General features: G+C 33.1%; 16 protein-coding genes. 8 read left to right on the top strand and 8 right to left on the bottom strand.

Annotation, left to right across the window (positions count from 1 at the left end; genetic code table 11):
* Positions 1–67: 67 nt before the first annotated feature.
* The 3 genes from GFJ99_RS00310 to GFJ99_RS00300 all read right to left on the bottom strand — a co-directional run bounded on the left by GFJ99_RS00310 (position 68) and on the right by GFJ99_RS00300 (position 2,248).
* Positions 68–928, bottom strand: a complete 861-nt coding sequence (locus GFJ99_RS00310; RefSeq protein ID WP_153207044.1) for a YicC/YloC family endoribonuclease — start codon at positions 926–928, stop codon at positions 68–70.
* Between the two features lie 92 nt (positions 929–1,020).
* Complete coding sequence (locus tag GFJ99_RS00305) at positions 1,021–1,899, bottom strand: DMT family transporter (protein ID WP_162523900.1); 879 nt, start codon at positions 1,897–1,899, stop codon at positions 1,021–1,023.
* Positions 1,892–2,248, bottom strand: a complete 357-nt coding sequence (locus tag GFJ99_RS00300; RefSeq protein WP_133610246.1) for an arsenate reductase family protein — start codon at positions 2,246–2,248, stop codon at positions 1,892–1,894. The genes GFJ99_RS00305 and GFJ99_RS00300 overlap by 8 nt, the downstream gene beginning before the upstream one ends.
* An 80-nt stretch (positions 2,249–2,328) precedes the next feature.
* On the opposite strand from GFJ99_RS00300, the gene GFJ99_RS00295 reads away from it, so the two are divergent.
* Both GFJ99_RS00295 and GFJ99_RS00290 read left to right on the top strand, forming a co-directional pair.
* Positions 2,329–2,784: a DinB family protein gene (locus GFJ99_RS00295; protein ID WP_153207043.1), complete on the top strand. Its 456-nt coding sequence runs from the start codon at positions 2,329–2,331 to the stop codon at positions 2,782–2,784.
* Between the two features lie 70 nt (positions 2,785–2,854).
* The gene (locus tag GFJ99_RS00290) at positions 2,855–4,000 is read left to right on the top strand and encodes a cystathionine gamma-synthase (protein WP_153207042.1); all 1,146 of its coding nucleotides are present in this window, start codon (positions 2,855–2,857) and stop codon (positions 3,998–4,000) included.
* 66 nt (positions 4,001–4,066) lie between these two features.
* On the opposite strand, the gene GFJ99_RS00285 is transcribed toward GFJ99_RS00290, so the two are convergent.
* A complete protein-coding gene (locus GFJ99_RS00285; RefSeq protein WP_040470480.1) occupies positions 4,067–4,843 on the bottom strand; it encodes a hypothetical protein in 777 nt (258 codons plus the stop codon).
* 258 nt (positions 4,844–5,101) lie between these two features.
* Between GFJ99_RS00285 and gdhA the strand changes: the two genes are divergently transcribed.
* From gdhA to GFJ99_RS00255, 6 genes are all read left to right on the top strand, one after another.
* Complete coding sequence (gene gdhA, locus GFJ99_RS00280; RefSeq protein WP_153207041.1) at positions 5,102–6,445, top strand: NADP-specific glutamate dehydrogenase; 1,344 nt, start codon at positions 5,102–5,104, stop codon at positions 6,443–6,445.
* A 118-nt stretch (positions 6,446–6,563) separates the two neighbouring features.
* Positions 6,564–8,852, top strand: a complete 2,289-nt coding sequence (locus GFJ99_RS00275; RefSeq protein ID WP_153207040.1) for a two-component regulator propeller domain-containing protein — start codon at positions 6,564–6,566, stop codon at positions 8,850–8,852.
* Positions 8,852–9,565 (top strand): DNA repair protein RecO, encoded by a 714-nt coding sequence (gene recO, locus GFJ99_RS00270; protein WP_153207039.1) that lies wholly within the window; start codon positions 8,852–8,854, stop codon positions 9,563–9,565. The genes GFJ99_RS00275 and recO overlap by 1 nt, the downstream gene beginning before the upstream one ends.
* Before the next feature lie 79 nt (positions 9,566–9,644).
* The gene (gene ileS / locus GFJ99_RS00265; RefSeq protein WP_153207038.1) at positions 9,645–13,046 is read left to right on the top strand and encodes an isoleucine--tRNA ligase; all 3,402 of its coding nucleotides are present in this window, start codon (positions 9,645–9,647) and stop codon (positions 13,044–13,046) included.
* A 48-nt stretch (positions 13,047–13,094) separates the two neighbouring features.
* Positions 13,095–13,475: a molecular chaperone DnaK gene (locus tag GFJ99_RS00260; protein WP_008255178.1), complete on the top strand. Its 381-nt coding sequence runs from the start codon at positions 13,095–13,097 to the stop codon at positions 13,473–13,475.
* Positions 13,476–13,557: 82 nt separating this feature from the next.
* Complete coding sequence (locus GFJ99_RS00255; protein ID WP_153207037.1) at positions 13,558–14,187, top strand: lipoprotein signal peptidase; 630 nt, start codon at positions 13,558–13,560, stop codon at positions 14,185–14,187.
* Between the two features lies 1 nt (position 14,188).
* Here the strand turns inward: GFJ99_RS00255 and GFJ99_RS13860 are convergent, their stop codons facing one another.
* From GFJ99_RS13860 to GFJ99_RS00240, 4 genes are all read right to left on the bottom strand, one after another.
* Positions 14,189–14,320, bottom strand: a complete 132-nt coding sequence (locus GFJ99_RS13860; RefSeq protein WP_255473848.1) for a hypothetical protein — start codon at positions 14,318–14,320, stop codon at positions 14,189–14,191.
* 373 nt (positions 14,321–14,693) lie between these two features.
* Positions 14,694–15,278, bottom strand: a complete 585-nt coding sequence (locus GFJ99_RS00250; RefSeq protein ID WP_153207036.1) for a 5-formyltetrahydrofolate cyclo-ligase — start codon at positions 15,276–15,278, stop codon at positions 14,694–14,696.
* Positions 15,271–16,509, bottom strand: coding sequence for a pyridoxal-dependent decarboxylase (locus GFJ99_RS00245; protein ID WP_153207035.1), 1,239 nt, complete (start codon positions 16,507–16,509; stop codon positions 15,271–15,273). Before GFJ99_RS00245 ends, GFJ99_RS00250 begins: the two co-directional genes overlap by 8 nt.
* A gap of 55 nt (positions 16,510–16,564) precedes the next feature.
* Positions 16,565–17,539: a succinylglutamate desuccinylase/aspartoacylase family protein gene (locus tag GFJ99_RS00240; RefSeq protein ID WP_153207034.1), complete on the bottom strand. Its 975-nt coding sequence runs from the start codon at positions 17,537–17,539 to the stop codon at positions 16,565–16,567.
* Between the last annotated feature and the right edge of the window lie 128 nt (positions 17,540–17,667).

The following is a 17,667-nucleotide window of genomic DNA, read 5'->3' as shown; positions in this document are numbered from 1 at the left end:
TTTTGCCACGGATTATAGGATTATAACGATTTTAATCCGTGAAAATTCGTGTAATCTGTGGCTTAAACTATAAAACGTTTAATACTTGTTCCTTAATTTTTTCCAATTCATCTTTCATCATCACCACCAATTTTTGCATTTCGGTATGGTTGGATTTAGAACCCATGGTATTGATTTCTCTTCCCATTTCTTGGGTAATGAAACCTAATTTTCTTCCGTTGGCTTCTGTTCCATTTAAAGTTTCTAAGAAATAGTTCAAATGGTTGCCTAAACGCACTTTTTCTTCGGTAATGTCGTATTTTTCTAAATAAAAAATCAATTCTTGTTCGAAACGATTTTCATCTACATTTACTTTTAGTTCGTCTAAAGCGGTGCGTAAACGAGTTTTTACAGTTTCAACGCGTTCAGCATCGTAAGAAACCGCTTCGTTCATTAAATTATTGATATTACCAATACGCAATTGGAATTCTTTTTCTAAAGAAGCACCTTCATCTTTTCTAAAATTAGCGATGTTTTCTAGGGCTTCATCAATCACGGTTTGGATTTGCTTCCATTCGTTTTCATCGATTTCGTCGCGCTCTGTTTTTAAAGCATCGGGCATACGAACCGCCATTTTCATTAATTCCGTTTCATCTGCTGTTGGAATAACCGCTTTCATTTGGTTGATATACCCTTTTATAATTGGCACATTGATTTTTGAAGTCGTTTCTTCGCCAGTTACTTCTACATAAAGCGAAAAATCAACTTTTCCACGCTCTAAACGTTGCGAAATTTGATTGCGTAAACCTAATTCCATTTCACGAAAAACCGATGGCATACGTGTATTTAAGTCTAAACCTTTACTGTTTAGCGATTTGATTTCTACGGTAATTTTTTTGGTTGGTAATTGCAAAGAAGCTTTCCCAAAACCCGTCATGGATTGTATCATATATTTTATAAAAATGTCTTCAAAGATAAGAAAAAGTTTTCAGTCACAGTCGCAGTTTTCAGTCCTATACTGTGACTGTCAACCGAGACTGCCTACTTTTTCTGCGTTACTAAATAAACACCAACAAATATCAACACAGCTGATATCAATTTCACTAAACTCAAATCGTCTTTTCCTAAACTTACGGCGAAAATGGTGGCGAAAAGAGGTTGTAAATATATAAAAACAGCTACGGTTGTTGGTTTTAGTTCGCGCATGGAAATTAAATTTAGTAAATAAGTTAAGAAGGTTGAAAACACAACTACAAAGCCTATTTTCCAAAAAATATCCATTGGTAAATTAGCAAAATCTATGGCTTGAAATTCGTTCCAACCAAAAGGTAAGACCATCAAAAAACCAAATGTATAAATCCATTTTACGAAAGTAAATGCGTTGTATTCATCCATTAATTTCTTCACGATGATGAGGTAAAACCCGTAAGAAACCGCATTAACAAAAACCAATAAATTTCCTAATGATGCATTAGGAGCATTTACCATTGATTTTCCATAGAGAATTAATGTTGTTGTTCCGGCTAAACCTAAAATAATCCCTATAACTTTACGGTTTTCCATCCGTTCTTTCATAATGAAAGCTGATAAAACAAGTACAATCATAGGAGTAGTTACCATTAAAACGGCTCCCATAATAGGAGAAGTGTAACTTAATCCTTTGAAAAAAGTCAGCATATTGAAAGCTACGCCGAAGAATGCAGCAGCAACAATTCGAGGGAAATCTTCTTTGGCGATTTTTTCTTTGGGTCCAAAAAATGAAATTAACCAAAACAATACCACCGAACCGCCAACACGCATTACAATAAATCCGAAAGCGTCAACGTATTTAGGCATAACATCTTTAGCAATTGTAAATGTTACACCGTAAATGATGGAAACTAAGGTAGCGGCAAATAACGCCCAACTTCTTTTAGACACTTTGAAGGGCTTTTGTTAATTTAAGAACATTGGGTTGCGTGTTCCCAATAAAAATTTCATCATTAAAAAGAACGACAGGACGACTCAAAAACGTGTAATGTTCTAAAAGGTATTTTTTGTAATCGGCTTCAGTTAGATTTTTATCTTTTAAACCTAACGATTTATACAATTGTGCTTTTTTGCTAAAAAGCGCTTCGTAACTTCCCGAAAGTTGGTACATTTCTTCCAAATCACTTTCCGAAATTGGATTTTGGCGAATATCAATAAACGTTAATTTATTAGAGTTCGGCAATGATTTGATGATTTTTCGACACGTATCACAAGAAGCCAAATAGTATATTTTGTTCATTTTATTAGTTTTTCATTTTCTGGCACAAAAATACAGCCTTTTGAATTCTAAAAATCAGTAATTTTATAAAAAAATTAGAAATGGAAGCAACTTTTAGAATTTGGGAAACCAGTCGGAACTTATACAAGAATTTTTTAGACAATTATTCGTTAGAACAGTTGAATACAATTCCAACCGGAATGAGCAATAATTTGATTTGGAACATTGGTCATATTATTGTTTCCCAACAGAAATTGGTTTATGCTTTATCAGGTTTGCCAATGCATATTTCGGATTCACTTTTTGAGAAATATCAAAATGGTTCGCGCCCAGATGGAAAAACTACTAAAGCCGAAGTAGATGAAATTAAAAAATTCCTTTTAGAAATGGTTGAAAAAACAAAATCTGATTTTGAAGCCGGAATTTTCAAAGAATTTCATCCGTATCAAACCAAAACCGGATTTTATTTAGGCACTTTTACAGAAGCCATCGCTTTTAATAATTATCATGAAGGTGTTCATTTAGGAATTATGATGTCGATTAAGAAATATATTTAGCGAATTGTTAACGATTCAAGAAGCAGCATCAAACAACTTTTATTTACCTTTGTAAAAATTTTTTTAAAAGATGAAATTCAATACAAAAACGATACATGGTGGGCAACATCATGAAAAAGTAACGGGAGCCGTAATGCCTCCTGTATTTCAAACATCGACTTATGTGCAAACAAGTCCAGGGAAACCAGTGGGTGATTACGAATATAGTAGAGCAGCAAACCCAACAAGAACGGCTTTAGAAGACGCTTTAGCAAGTATAGAAAATGGAGCAAAAGGTTTGGCTTTTTCATCTGGTTTAGCCGCAACTGATTGTTTATTACGCATGTTCAAAGCTGGTGACGAAATCATTGCAATGGATGATTTATATGGCGGAACGTACAGATTGTTTACAAGATTATATAAAGATAGCGGTATCAAATTTCATTTTGTGGATATGAATGATTTGGAGAAATTCCAATCGTTAATCAATGAAAACACAAAATTGGTTTGGGTAGAAACACCAACAAATCCATTAATGAAATTAGCAGATATTGCTGCGATTGCTCAAATCACTAAAAAGCATACTATTTTGTTTGCTGTTGATAACACATTTGCAACGCCTTATTTACAAAAACCATTAGATTTAGGTGCTGATATTGTAATGCATTCAGCAACCAAATATTTAGGAGGTCACTCTGATGTTATTGCAGGCGCTTTAATTATTAAAGACAAAGCATTAGGCGAAGAATTACATTTTAAACAATTCGCAACCGGAGCAACTTTAGGGCCAATGGATTCTTTCTTGGTTTTAAGAGGAATCAAAACATTGCACTTACGTGTACAACGTCATTGTGAAAACGGTGAAAAAGTAGCGGCATATTTAGATAATCATTCTTTAGTGGAAAGAGTCTATTATCCTGGTTTAGCTTCTCATCCGTTTCATGAAATTGCTAAAAAGCAAATGAGTGGTTTTGGAGGAATGGTAACATTTACTTTTAAATCAGGTAAAAAAGAAGATGCGATTAAATTCTTAGAAAATTTAAAAGTATTTACTTTGGCAGAATCATTAGGCGGAGTAGAATCTTTAGCAAATCATCCTGCTTTAATGACACATGCTTCTATTCCAGAAGATAAGAGAAAGGAAGTTGGGATTTCAGATGATTTAGTTCGTTTGAGCGTAGGAATTGAAGATATTGAAGATTTGCTAGCCGATTTAGAACAAGCGTTTAAATTATAGTAAATCTATAATGCAAAAAATCCCGATTCATAAGAATCGGGATTTTTTATAATGGTTTGATTTTTATTAATTTAAATAATAAATATAACCAAAGTGGAACCATAAGTTCCAATCGTTCGCTTTGTTTTCTGTATAAATTTTAGGATCAGGATTTAAACCATCTACCCAGTCAGAAAAATAGTATTGCCATCTTAATTCTACAAATAAATCAGAAAGCTCAGTTAATTTATATCGTGTACCAACACTAGAAACTACAGACCAAGTGCTTCCGCCTTCTTTAGACCATGCGCCATAGTATTTTATAGGAGTTGATAAAGGAGTATCCATTGGACCAAGTTCTGAATAAGTTCCGTTTTGAAAGAAAGAGTAGTGAGCACCTAATCCAATAAATGGAGCCCAAGCACCATCAGTAGCTGTAAATTCTCTAATACTTAATGGAAAAAATTCTAATTGCATACCAATATCAGTAACTTTAGCTTCTCCTTTCATAGCTCTTAATTGAGCTGCAGTTAAAGAATTTCTATCTACCCATTTACCAAAGTGTTGCAATTGAGTGCTATTATATGAAAGTTCAGAACGTACTTTAAAGTGATCGTTAAAATATGTTTCGGGAGTGTAACAGTTACATTCTGCACGATAAGCAAAATTCATGTAGTGAACTAACCCAACACCAAAACCGGTATTTCCTGCATTAGTTTCAAAATCATGTCTAACACCAAAATCAGATTGCATTGCCACTCCTCCTACAAAAGCACCAACTTCGTGAGAGAAGCCAAATTGCGCCATCATGGAGAAATTTACTCCTAAAAGCATTATAAGTAGGGTTTTAATTTTTTTAGTCATTTGTAAAAAATTTCCATTATCGGACAAATATATAAAAACTAAACACACTTCAAAAAAAAAAAGACTATTTTTCTTGAATTATAAAATTTTAAACACAAGAAATGACAAATATTTTATCACATAAATTATAATTTTTTATTAAAAATATAACAACTAACTTTTATAATGTATATTTGTCGACTTAAATTTTAGGAAAAATAGAATTTAAGTAAAAAAACATAATTATTGAATTAGTTTATTTACAAGTTTTATAGAATAATGGAACAAAAAATCAATGATTTTATGGCTCTTATTGAAGCCAAAAATCCAAATGAGCCTGAATTTTTACAAGCAGTAAGAGAATTTGCTGAAACAGTTATGCCTTTTATTGCAAATGAAAAAAAGTATGACGGGAAGAATGTGTTATTAAGAATGGCTGAGCCAGAGCGTTCAGTTATTTTTAGAGTGCCATGGGTAGATGATAAAGGAGAAATCCAGGTTAACAGAGGATTTCGTATTCAAATGAATTCTGCTATTGGTCCTTATAAAGGAGGAATTCGATTTCACCAGACTGTAAATTTATCAGTTCTTAAGTTTTTAGCTTTTGAGCAAGTATTTAAAAACAGTTTAACAACACTTCCTATGGGTGGTGGTAAAGGTGGTTCTGACTTTGATCCTCAAGGTAAATCAGATGCTGAAGTTATGCGTTTTTGTCAATCATTCATGACGGAATTATGTCGTCATATTGGTCCAGATATCGACGTTCCTGCAGGAGATATTGGTGTTGGAGCAAGAGAAATTGGCTTTATGTTTGGTCAATATAAAAGAATAAGAAACGAATTTACTGGTGTGTTAACTGGAAAAGGTTTGGCATACGGAGGTTCATTAATTCGTCCTGAAGCTACTGGTTACGGAGTGGTTTATTTTACGCAACAAATGTTAAAGACTATTGGGCAATCAATAGAAGGAAAAACAGTTGCGATTTCTGGATTTGGAAATGTAGCTTGGGGAGTTGCTTTAAAAGTAAATGAATTAGGAGGTAAATTGGTTACTATTTCTGGTCCTGATGGATATATATATGATGCTGATGGAATTTCTGGAGAAAAAATCGAGTTCATGCTAGAAATGAGAGCAAGCGGAAATAATAGAGCAGAAAGTTTTGCTGAAAAATTCCCAAGTGCGGTTTTTCATAAAGGAAAAAGCCCATGGGAAGCTAAAGTTGATGTTGCTATTCCATGTGCTACACAAAATGAACTAAATGAAAAAGATGCAATGCAACTAATTGCAAATGGTGTTTTGTGTGTAACTGAAGCAGCAAATATGCCATGTACATTAGATGCTATCAAACAATTTTTAGATGCAAAAGTATTATTTGCTCCAGGTAAAGCAGCTAATGCTGGTGGAGTAGCAGCTTCTGGTTTAGAAATGACTCAAAACTCAATTCGTTTAAATTGGACAAGTGAAGAAGTTGATGCTCGTTTAAAAGATATCATGACAGGTATTCACAGTCAATGTAAAAAATACGGTACTGAAGAAGATGGATATGTAAATTATGTTAAAGGAGCCAATATTGCTGGTTTCGTTAAAGTTGCAGACGCCATGTTAGCACAAGGTGTGGTTTAATAACTATACTTTTAAATTTATTAAGCTCTTTTAGGAAACTAAAAGAGCTTTTTTTTATCAAAAATATATCAAAATTAAAATTAAAACGTTTATAGTATATTTGTATCAAACACTTGCAATGAAAAAAGCGATTTTAATTTATATTTTTTATATTTCTCAATTCTGTTTTGCTCAACAAAGCAATCAGATGTGGAAAGGTTATTTTTCTTATAATGAAATTGTTGATGTAGAATCAGCTTCTCAAACTGTTTTTGCAGCAACACAAAATGCTCTTTTCTCTAAAGAGACCTCGTTAAGCGATTTAAATATTTACAATTCTATTTCAGGATTAAAATCTGATGTTATTACTTCAATTCATCATTCTAACGATTATAATAAAACTTTTGTTGGCAACAGTAATGGATTAATATTAATACAAAATGCAGATGGTTCAGTTACTACTAAAGTTGATGTTATTGAAGAAGTTCCGGTAGCTCCAAATAAAAAGAAAATAAATGATTTTTATGAATTTAATGGTCGCTTGTATGTAGCAACAGATTACGGAATTTCAGTAATTGATTTAGCAACTTCAGAATTTATAATAACGTATTTTATTGGTCCATCAGGAGAAGAAACAGAAGTATTACAAACTACAGTTTTAAATAACGAAATATATGCTGTTACCCGAAATTATGGAATTAGAAAAGGTAATTTAAACAATCCAAATTTATTCGATTTTAGTCAGTGGCAAACTTTTGATGTAAATTATTGGAGCGGAATAGTAACATTTAACAATCAATTGGTTGCTACTAATACCAATGCAAGAACCTATCGATATAATGGTGCTGTTTTTCAGGAAATTCTAAACCACAATCAAACAGGTTTAAAATTAAAGACAAATGGAACTGAGCTTATTGTAACAACTCAAAACAATGTGTATGTTTTAAATCAATCATTTTCTGTTTTAGCTCACATAACACAAATCCCAGATTTTAATGTGCAATTTACAGCCGCATCTGTTGTAGACGGAATAATATACTTAGGTACTCAAAAAAATGGTTTGTTTTCAACAACTTTAACAAATCCAACAGTTTTTACCGAAATGTCTCCAAACGGTCCGCTTCAAAATTATACTTTTAGAGTAAAGAAAGCACCAAATAAACTATGGATGGTTCATGGCGATTACACACAACAATTTAATCCGTATCCATTAGATGAATTAGGAATAAGTACTTATAATTCAGAAACAGGCTGGGTAATTAAGCCATACGAAGATTTATTAGGTGCTAAATCATTATCAGATATTGCAATAAATCCATCTCGACCAAATGAAGTTTTTATTACTTCTTATTTCTCAGGAATGTTAAAATTTCAAGGAGACGCAATAGAATTGTTAAACAATACAAATACAGGACCTAACGGACTGGAGTCTTTATTTTTGCCAGGGAATCCATCTTATGTAGATATCCGAATTAATAGTCCGGCGTTTGATAAAGATGGAAATTTATGGGTAACAAACGGATTAGTTAATAAAGGAATAAAAGTATTAAGAGCAAACGGACAATGGCAATCGTATGATTTAACAGGAATAACAGCAAATCTCGATTCGGGGCGCTACGGAGCAATGGCTATTGATAAAAACAGTACCAAATGGATTGCTGCATATAATGACGGTGTGTTAGCTTTTAATGAAAACTATAATAATAAGTTTATTGTTATTACTCAAGATAATGCAGATCTTCCTACATCAGTTGTTAATTGCGTAGCAATAGACAATCGTAATCAATTATGGATTGGAACTGTAGCTGGATTAAGAATTTTATCAAGCGTTGATCGTTTTATTACTGAAACAGAATTAAATGTTTCTTCAATAATTATTCAAGAAGGAGATTTAGCTCAAGAATTATTTTATCAGCAGCCTATTTTAGATATCGCAGTTGATGGAGCAAATAGAAAATGGGTTTCTATTGCCGATGGAGGTGTTTTTTTAGTTTCTCCTAACGGACAACAAACTATTTATAGATTTGATAAAAGTAATTCGCCTTTGCCAAGTAATAATGTTGTAGATATTGAAATTGATGGAGTTTCAGGAGAAGTGTTTTTTGCTACAGATAAAGGAATGGTATCGTTTTTAGGCACTTCTACAAAACCAAGCGATAGTTTAAGCGATGTTTATGTGTATCCAAATCCTGTTCGACCAAATTTTGTAGGAACAGTTAAAATAAGTGGATTAACAGATAAAGCCAATATAAAAATTACCGATATAGAAGGAAATTTGGTTTATGAAACTACGTCTTCTGGAGGAACAATTGAATGGGATGTTACTGCTTTTGGAAAATATAAAGTTGCTTCTGGAGTTTATATGATTTTTGTAGCTTCTGAAGATGGTTTAGACACTACAGTAAAAAAAGTAATGGTAATTAGATAATGCTAGTAAAAACTAAAGCCATCGTTCTTTCTTCATTAAAATTTCAAGAAAAAAGCTTAATTGTCAAATGCTTTACAGAAAGCGATGGGTTAAAAAGTTATTTTGTTCAAAGTGCTTATTCTAACAAAAAAGCCAATCAAAAAATCGCTTATTTTCAGCCGTTAACCATTATTGAAATTGAGGCGAACCACAAAAACAAAGGCACGCTCGAACACTTTAAAGAAATCCGATTAGCGCACAGCTATTATACCATAAATACCGATATTGTTAAAAGCACAATAGTAATTTTTCTCTCCGAAATTTTGCATCACGCCATCAAAGAAGAAGAAAAAAACCAAAACTTATTCTCTTTTTTAGAAACGGCGCTTCTTTGGTTAGACACACACGATGAAATGGCAAATTTTCATCTAATTTTACTATTAGAAGTAACTAAATATTTAGGTTTTTATCCTGATGTTTCTGAAATGGATTTTGATTTTTTTGATACTAAAGAAGCTTCTTTCTCGCCTTTTCAATCTGTAAATACTCTTTCGGCACATGAAACACAATTATTCAAACAACTTATCGATTTAAAATTCGACTCAAATCAAAAAGTTTTTGCCGGAATTGAGCGTCAAATTTTATTAAAAATCTTATTAGATTTTTACACACTTCATTTGGAGGGCTTTAAAAAACCAAAATCGTTAGACATTTTAAAAGAAGTTTTTTCCTAACGCTTAACTTTTGCCTTTTACCTTTTGCCTTTTACCTTTAAATCATTACTTTCGCAACTTGATATAAGAAAGCGACAAAATGAGTACAAAATTTACTGAATACAAAGGACTTGACTTGCCAACTGTAGCGTCTGAAGTTCTTGATTTTTGGAAAAAAAACAACATCTTCGAACAATCGGTAACTTCTCGCGAAGGAGCTACACCTTATGTGTTTTTTGAAGGGCCACCATCTGCAAATGGTTTGCCTGGAATTCACCACGTGATGGCGCGTGCAATTAAAGATATTTTTTGTCGTTATAAAACTCAAAAAGGTTACCAAGTTAAGCGTAAAGCAGGTTGGGATACACACGGTTTACCTGTAGAATTAGGTACAGAAAAAGAATTAGGAATCACAAAAGAAGATATTGGAAAAACTATTTCGGTTACCGAATACAACGAAGCTTGTAAAAGAACCGTAATGCGTTACACTGATGTTTGGAACGACCTTACCGAAAAAATGGGATATTGGGTTGATATGGAAGATCCATATGTGACGTACAAATCCAAATACATGGAATCGGTTTGGTGGTTGTTAAAACAGATTTATAACAAAGATTTACTATACAAAGGATACACTATCCAACCGTATTCTCCAAAAGCGGGAACTGGTTTGTCTTCGCACGAAGTAAATCAACCCGGAAGTTATAGAGATGTTACCGATACAACGGTAGTAGCTCAATTTAAAGCAAAAGAAGAAACATTACCAAGTTTTTTACAAGGTTTTGGTACGGTTCATTTCTTAGCTTGGACGACAACTCCTTGGACGTTGCCATCAAATACAGCGTTGACAGTTGGTCCTAAAATTGATTATGTTTTAGTAAAAACGTTCAATCAATATACTTTTGAGCCTATAAATGTGGTTTTAGCAAAAAATTTAGTTGGAAAACAATTCAGTGGAAAATTTTTCGTTGCCGAAAGCGATGCCGACTTTTCTAATTATAAATCAGATGATAAAAAGATTCCGTACCAAATTTTAGCCGAAGCAAAAGGCGCTGATTTAGTAGGAATTCGTTACGAACAATTATTACCATTAGCGTTACCATATCAAAATCCAGAAAATGCTTTTAGAGTAATTTCAGGTGATTTCGTTACTACAGAAGATGGAACTGGAATTGTGCATACAGCGCCTACTTTTGGTGCTGATGATGCTAAAGTTGCCAAAGAAGCAACACCTGAAGTTCCTCCAATGTTAGTAAAAGATGCGAATGATAATTTAGTGCCATTAGTAGATTTGCAAGGGAAATTTATTCAAGGTTTAGGCGATTATTCAGGGAAATATGTTAAAAACGAGTATTATAACGAAGGTGAAGCTCCAGAACGCTCAGCGGATGTAGAAATCGCTATCCAATTAAAAGAAGAAAATAAAGCCTTTAAGGTTGAAAAATACGTGCACAGTTATCCACATTGTTGGAGAACCGACAAGCCAATTTTATATTATCCATTAGATTCTTGGTTCATTAAAGTTACGGAAGTAAAAGAACGTATGTTCGATCTTAATGAAACCATCAACTGGAAACCAAAAGCAACTGGTGAAGGCCGTTTTGGAAATTGGTTAAAAAATGCCAACGACTGGAATTTATCACGTTCAAGATATTGGGGAATTCCATTACCAATTTGGAGAAACGAAGAAGGAACAGAAGAAATATTAATAGGCTCTGTAGAAGAATTATACAACGAAATAGAAAAAGCTATTGCGGCTGGTTTTCAAAAAGAAAATCCTTTTAAAGGGTTCGAAATTGGAAACATGACGGAAGAAAACTACGATTTAGTTGATTTACATAAAAATGTAGTAGATGATATCGTTTTAGTTTCGCCATCAGGAAAACCAATGAAACGCGAAAGTGATTTAATTGATGTTTGGTTCGATTCAGGCTCAATGCCTTACGCTCAATGGCATTATCCTTTTGAAAACAAAGAAAAAATAGACGGAAATCAAGATTTTCCAGCCGATTTTATTGCAGAAGGAGTGGATCAAACACGTGGTTGGTTTTATACGTTACACGCTATCGGAACTTTAGTTTTTGATAAAATTGCCTACAAAAACGTGGTTTCAAACGGATTAGTTTTAGACAAGAACGGGCAAAAAATGTCAAAACGTTTAGGCAATGCAGTAGATCCATTTACTACTTTGGCTGAATATGGTCCAGATGCTACACGTTGGTACATGATTTCCAATGCGAATCCTTGGGATAACTTAAAATTTGATATTGAAGGTGTTGCAGAGGTTAGAAGAAAATTCTTTGGAACTTTATATAATACGTATTCGTTCTTTTCTTTATACGCTAATATAGATGGATTTAAATACAATGAAGCGGAAGTTCCATTGCAAGAAAGACCCGAAATTGACCGTTGGATTTTATCCGAATTAAATACTTTAATTCAAGTAGTAGACGAAGCATATGCAGAATACGAACCAACAAAAGCGGCTCGTGCTATTTCTGATTTTGTTCAAGAAAACTTGAGTAACTGGTACGTTCGTTTGTGTAGAAGAAGATTCTGGAAAGGCGAATATGCGCAAGATAAAATTGCTGCTTACCAAACACTTTATACGTGTTTGTTAACTGTTGCGAAGCTTTCCGCTCCAATTGCTCCATTCTTTATGGATAAACTTTACAGAGATTTAACACAAGCTACAGGTTCTGAGTCGTTTGAAAGTGTACATTTGGCGGAGTTTCCAAAAATGGTTGAAAACTTTGTTGATAAATCATTAGAAAGCAAAATGATGAAGGCACAAACGGTTTCTTCATTAGTTTTATCACTAAGAAAGAAAGAGATGATTAAAGTGCGCCAACCATTGCAAAAGGTAATGATTCCAGTACTTGACGATAATCAACGTGCAGAAATTGAAGCGGTATCAGACTTAATTAAGGCTGAGGTAAATGTAAAAGAAATTGAATTATTAGACGATGCTTCGGGTATTTTAGTAAAGCAAATTAAGCCAAATTTCAAGACTCTTGGACCGCGTTTTGGTAAAGATATGGGGTTGATTTCCAAAGAGATACAAGGTTTTAATCAAGAACAAATTGCAGAATTAGAACGAAAAGGGGAGTTGGTTATTGATTTATCAGGAAAAAGTATAACTTTATCACTAGAAGATGTTGAAATTTCTTCTCAAGATATTGAAGGCTGGTTAGTAGCAAATTCTAACGGAATAACGGTGGCATTAGACATTACCATTTCAGATGAATTAAGAAAAGAAGGTATTGCGAGAGAATTAATAAACAGAATTCAAAATATTAGAAAAGATTCTGGTTTTGAAGTTACAGACAAAATCGTAGTTAAAATGGAAAATAATCCTCAAGTAGAGGAAGCTGTTTTAGCTAATGAAACCTATATCAAGTCAGAAACACTAACGGAAACGTTAATTTTTGTTCCAGTACTTGAAAATGGTACGGAAATTGAGTTTGATGATATTAAAACAAGTATATTAATTTCAAAATAAGAATCGCAAGATTTATAATCGACGTTTAACTAAAAAAATATTGAAATTATGGTAGAGGAGCAAATTAGATATTCAGACGCTGATTTGGCAGAATTTAAAGCATTAATTAATGCTAAATTAGAAAAGGCTAAAGGTGATTTAGAGCTTATAAAAAGCGCTTATATGAATGATTTAAATAACGGAACAGATGATACATCTCCAACATTTAAAGCTTTTGAAGAAGGTAGCGAAACTATGAGTAAAGAAGCCAATTCGCAATTAGCTATTCGTCAAGAAAAGTTTATTAGAGATTTAAAAAATGCCTTAGTTCGTATCGAAAACAAAACCTATGGTTTGTGTAAAGTTTCAGGCAAATTAATAAGTAAAGAGCGTTTAAAAATCGTTCCTCATGCAACTATGAGTATCGAAGCAAAAAATATGCAACGTTAATCTTTTTACAAAATTTTACTAACGCTCCGTTTGGAGCGTTTTTTATTTAATAAATTCCACTATTTTTGCAAAAAAATTGAACATGTCGTTAAAGAAAGCCTATATTTTAATCCTAGCTATTTTATTAATCGATCAGATTTCTAAAATCTACATTAAAACGCATTTTTTTATTGGAGAATCCATAAAAGTAATGGGTTTAGAATGGTTTCAAATTCACTTTATAGAGAATGAAGGTATGGCTTGGGGTGCTGAAATTCCGGGCGAATATGGGAAATTAATCTTAACCTTATTCAGAATTTTAGCTGTTGGCGGAATTGCATGGTGGTTGTGGGATTCAGTAAAAAAGAAAGTTTCTAATTACTTAATTGTAGCTATTGCTTTGATTTTTACAGGCGCTTTAGGAAACATTATCGATTCGGTTTTTTACGGTGTCATTTTTAACGATAGTTATCATCAAGTAGCAACAGCTTTTGCTGACCAACCTTATGGTACTTGGTTTCACGGGGAAGTTGTAGATATGTTTTATTTTCCAATGTGGGAAGGCAATTTACCTTCTTGGTTACCAATTTGGGGTGGCAAACACTTCACTTTTTTCAATGCTATTTTTAACGTAGCCGATGTAGCAATTTCTACTGGTGTTGGGATTTTAATCGTCTTCAACAAAAGAGCTTTTGCTCATGCTGATAAAGAGGAAGATTCGGCTGAGTTGTAGTTTAATTTTCTTTTACCCATTCTTTTTTACCGATTTCTAAAGTGTCGATGTCATATTCGATAAAATATCGAAACGGTCCAAAGTCATAAACTCTATTATTTGTTGGAACAGGCTTATTTGATTTCCAATTCACATAATATTGAGAAATAATTTTGTCATTCTTATGATTTTTATTTCTGTAAATAGTAGCAATGTCAAAGAATTGAGTTTGGGGATCAATTTTGTTTGAGTAAATATAAAAGTTAAGTAGTGCTCCGAGCAGAAAAATAAAATTCAAAATAGCACAAATAATAGTCGTCCATTTGTTTTTGATTGTTCTGATTTTTAAAAATAGTAGAACAGAAAAAAAGATACAAAAAATATTAAAAAATGTTCCAAATGCTCTATTAAATTCAGGTTTGCAAAATTCAAGTTTAGGTATTGCAAAATGAATAAGTACGACTATCAAAAAGAATACTATAAAACTTCTGAAAAGTAATTTAAAATTGAAATTCATTTTCTTTGATTTAAAATTCAATAATCCCCTCAGGCGTCACGCAAAAATCCAATTTTACATCATTTTCTGAAACATCCTTAATTTTTTCTTCTGGAGGGAAAAACGACAACCCAATTTTAATAGTTTCAGGCTTGCATTTGCTTAGAAAGTTGTCGTAAAAACCTTTTCCGTAGCCTACACGATTTCCTTGCTTGTCGTAAGCTAAAAGTGGCACAAAAACCACATCAATTTTTGCATCAGGAACTTCTAAACCATCAACAGGTTCTGGAACGTTGTAACTGTTTTTTTTGATTTTGGTATTATCAGTCAATAAAAAATGCGTCATTCCTAAAGTGGCAAAGTCGCACTTCGAAATGACGATTTCTTTATCTTTTCCCGCTAAAATCTGAAGTATATATTCGGTATTGATTTCTTTTTGCTCCTCAATCGTTAAAAACAAATGATAATACAATTTGTCCCAAACCAACCTGAGGCTAGGCACAGCATCCATACGCAACAATTGGTTCGCAATCGCCAAACTTTTGTCTTCGATTTCTTCATAAGTTAACTTTTGCCTTTCAGCTTTTGCCTTTTGCCTTAACGATTTTTTATCCATTTACAGACGCTTTCAATTCGTCTATAAAAGTAGTTAAATGTTCTATTTCTACGTGATCCATCACCACAATTTTATACCATCTGTTGTTTTCATTGTGTTGTTGAGGTACTAAATCATACTTTTCAGCAATTTTTTCTGGAATCGATTCCGAATGAATGGTTACGATATTCATAAAAGGTTCGCGGAAGTATTTGATGTTTAAACTATCTAGTTCATTACATAAAAATTGGGTTCGCATTTGTAAAATACTTACTTTTTCAAACCAGCCAAAAGCACCATAAGTAAATAATATCATCCAAACACCAACGGCATTTGCCCCTGAACGACTTCCGCAAAGGGTTAAATCCATTCCTTCTACATATTCGGCTTCTTTGGTTAATACGTTTTCGATTAATCCTTTTCGGCAAACAAAAATTCCGGTTCCATAAGGAGCTTGCAACATTTTGTGTGCATCAATTGTAATGGAACTAATTTTTGGATTACTAAAGTTTATGTTTGAATTTTGATTACTAAACGGATACACAAATCCGCCATAAGCGCCATCAATATGCAAACGATACATTGCATTATGTTTTTCCAATGCCGAAGTATACACATCCGGATTATCAACCGAACCAAACATGGTAGTTCCCATATTAGACACAGCAATAAAGTATTTTTTACCTTTATTTTTAGCATCTGAAAGAATCGTATCTAAAGCTTCTTCGTCAATTTCACGGCTTTCAAAACCAACCGGAATTTTTAACCAATCGATTTGTAATAAATTTGAAGCTTTTGGAATCGAATAATGCGTGTCTTCTGATGCTAAAATGGCAATTTCGTCTAGTTTTGCATCGAATTTATGCAGGAATTCATTTCTAAAAACCCAAATTGCCTGAATATTGGCTTCAGTTCCGCCTGGAGCAATATATCCATCAAATTCGTTTTCTTTTATTTTAAAAATGTCCACTGCGATTACGTTTAAAACTTCGCGTTCTATTTCTTGAGTTCCATAAAACGCTTTTTCAGAAGTACCAAAAGTATGACATCCAATGTTATTTGGATTTGCTACATAGGTTTGAAGTGTTGGTGCATCTTTTAAAAATGGCGCATCATCATAAAAAACACGACTATCTAACTTAGAAGCAGGATAGCCTAATGAAGCATCTTTTGAGAAGTTAACATTATCGTGTAAGGCTTTATCAATTCTTACCTTTCTTTCTTCGTGTGTAAGTTTTTTCCAAAAATTCATGTCTAAAAATTTTCACGAAAATACAGTAAGCCAAATCAATAAAACATGATAATTGTTAGCTTTTCAATTCTAAATGGGTAGAAATATGGAAAATAGCATCCCCTTGATAAATAATTGGCGCATCATTTACATTAATAATATATCCTTCATGCGGCGCTTTGACTTTGTGTTCAACTTTTCCATAGGGGTCAGAAATAGTGGCTAATAAATCCCCTTTTTTAACAAAACTGCCAATAATTGCTGTTCCATGAAACATACCTGAATATTTGGCTCTAACCCAACTCGATTTTTCAATATATATGGTTTTGTGGGTTGGAATTGTAACTTTTTTTCTTGGATTTAGCATGCCTAAATGATCTAAAAAGCGTTTGGTTCCTTCCAAAGCTTCTTGTGTAACGTTATCATTTAAGTCTAAAGATTTTCCGCCTTCGAAAAGCAACATTTTTACGTCCAATTTATCGCAAGAATTTCGAAACGTACCCGAAATATTCTTCGAATACAAGGTAAAAGGAGCGTTAAAGACATCGGAAAGTTCTTTTAATTCTGAGTTTTCTGGAACAATTCTAATCTGAGGCGCATTAAATCGACTCGCACCACCAGCATGAAAATCGATGGCATAATCTACATGCGGCATAATTTCTTTTAGAATATAAAAGGCAAATCGACTGGCTAGCGAACCTGTTTTACTACCTGGAAACACACGATTTAAATCACGACCATCAGGAAATTCTCGGGTCTTATTAATGAATCCGAAAATATTGATGATGGGAATACAAATAATGGTTCCCCGTTTCGGCTTATTTATTTTTTGAATAATTAATTGACGCACAATTTCGGTTCCGTTGATTTCGTCGCCATGCAAACAAGCAGTGAATAAAACCGTTGGACCATCAAGTTTTGAACGTTCCACAATAATGGGAATTTTCAATTTATTCATGGTGTGCAACTTAGCAATTTCCATATTAATGGTTTTGCTTTCACCCGCTAAAATGGTTTCTTTAAGAATGGTTAAGGGTTTTGAGGCTGTCATTTGGTTGATTCTAAGGTGTTAAAAATACGAAAAGTTCAAGAACAAGGGCAAGTTCAAGTTCAAAAATCAATTTTTTATTGGAATATAAATTGAAGAAATGAAAAGTTTAAAAGTAAAACGTCTCTGTG

The sequence above is a fragment of the Flavobacterium sp. LMO6 genome (assembly GCF_009495795.1).
GTDB lineage: Bacteria > Bacteroidota > Bacteroidia > Flavobacteriales > Flavobacteriaceae > Flavobacterium.
The sequence above is the reverse complement of the archived record's forward strand: the minus strand, read 5'-3'. Positions and strand labels throughout refer to the sequence as shown.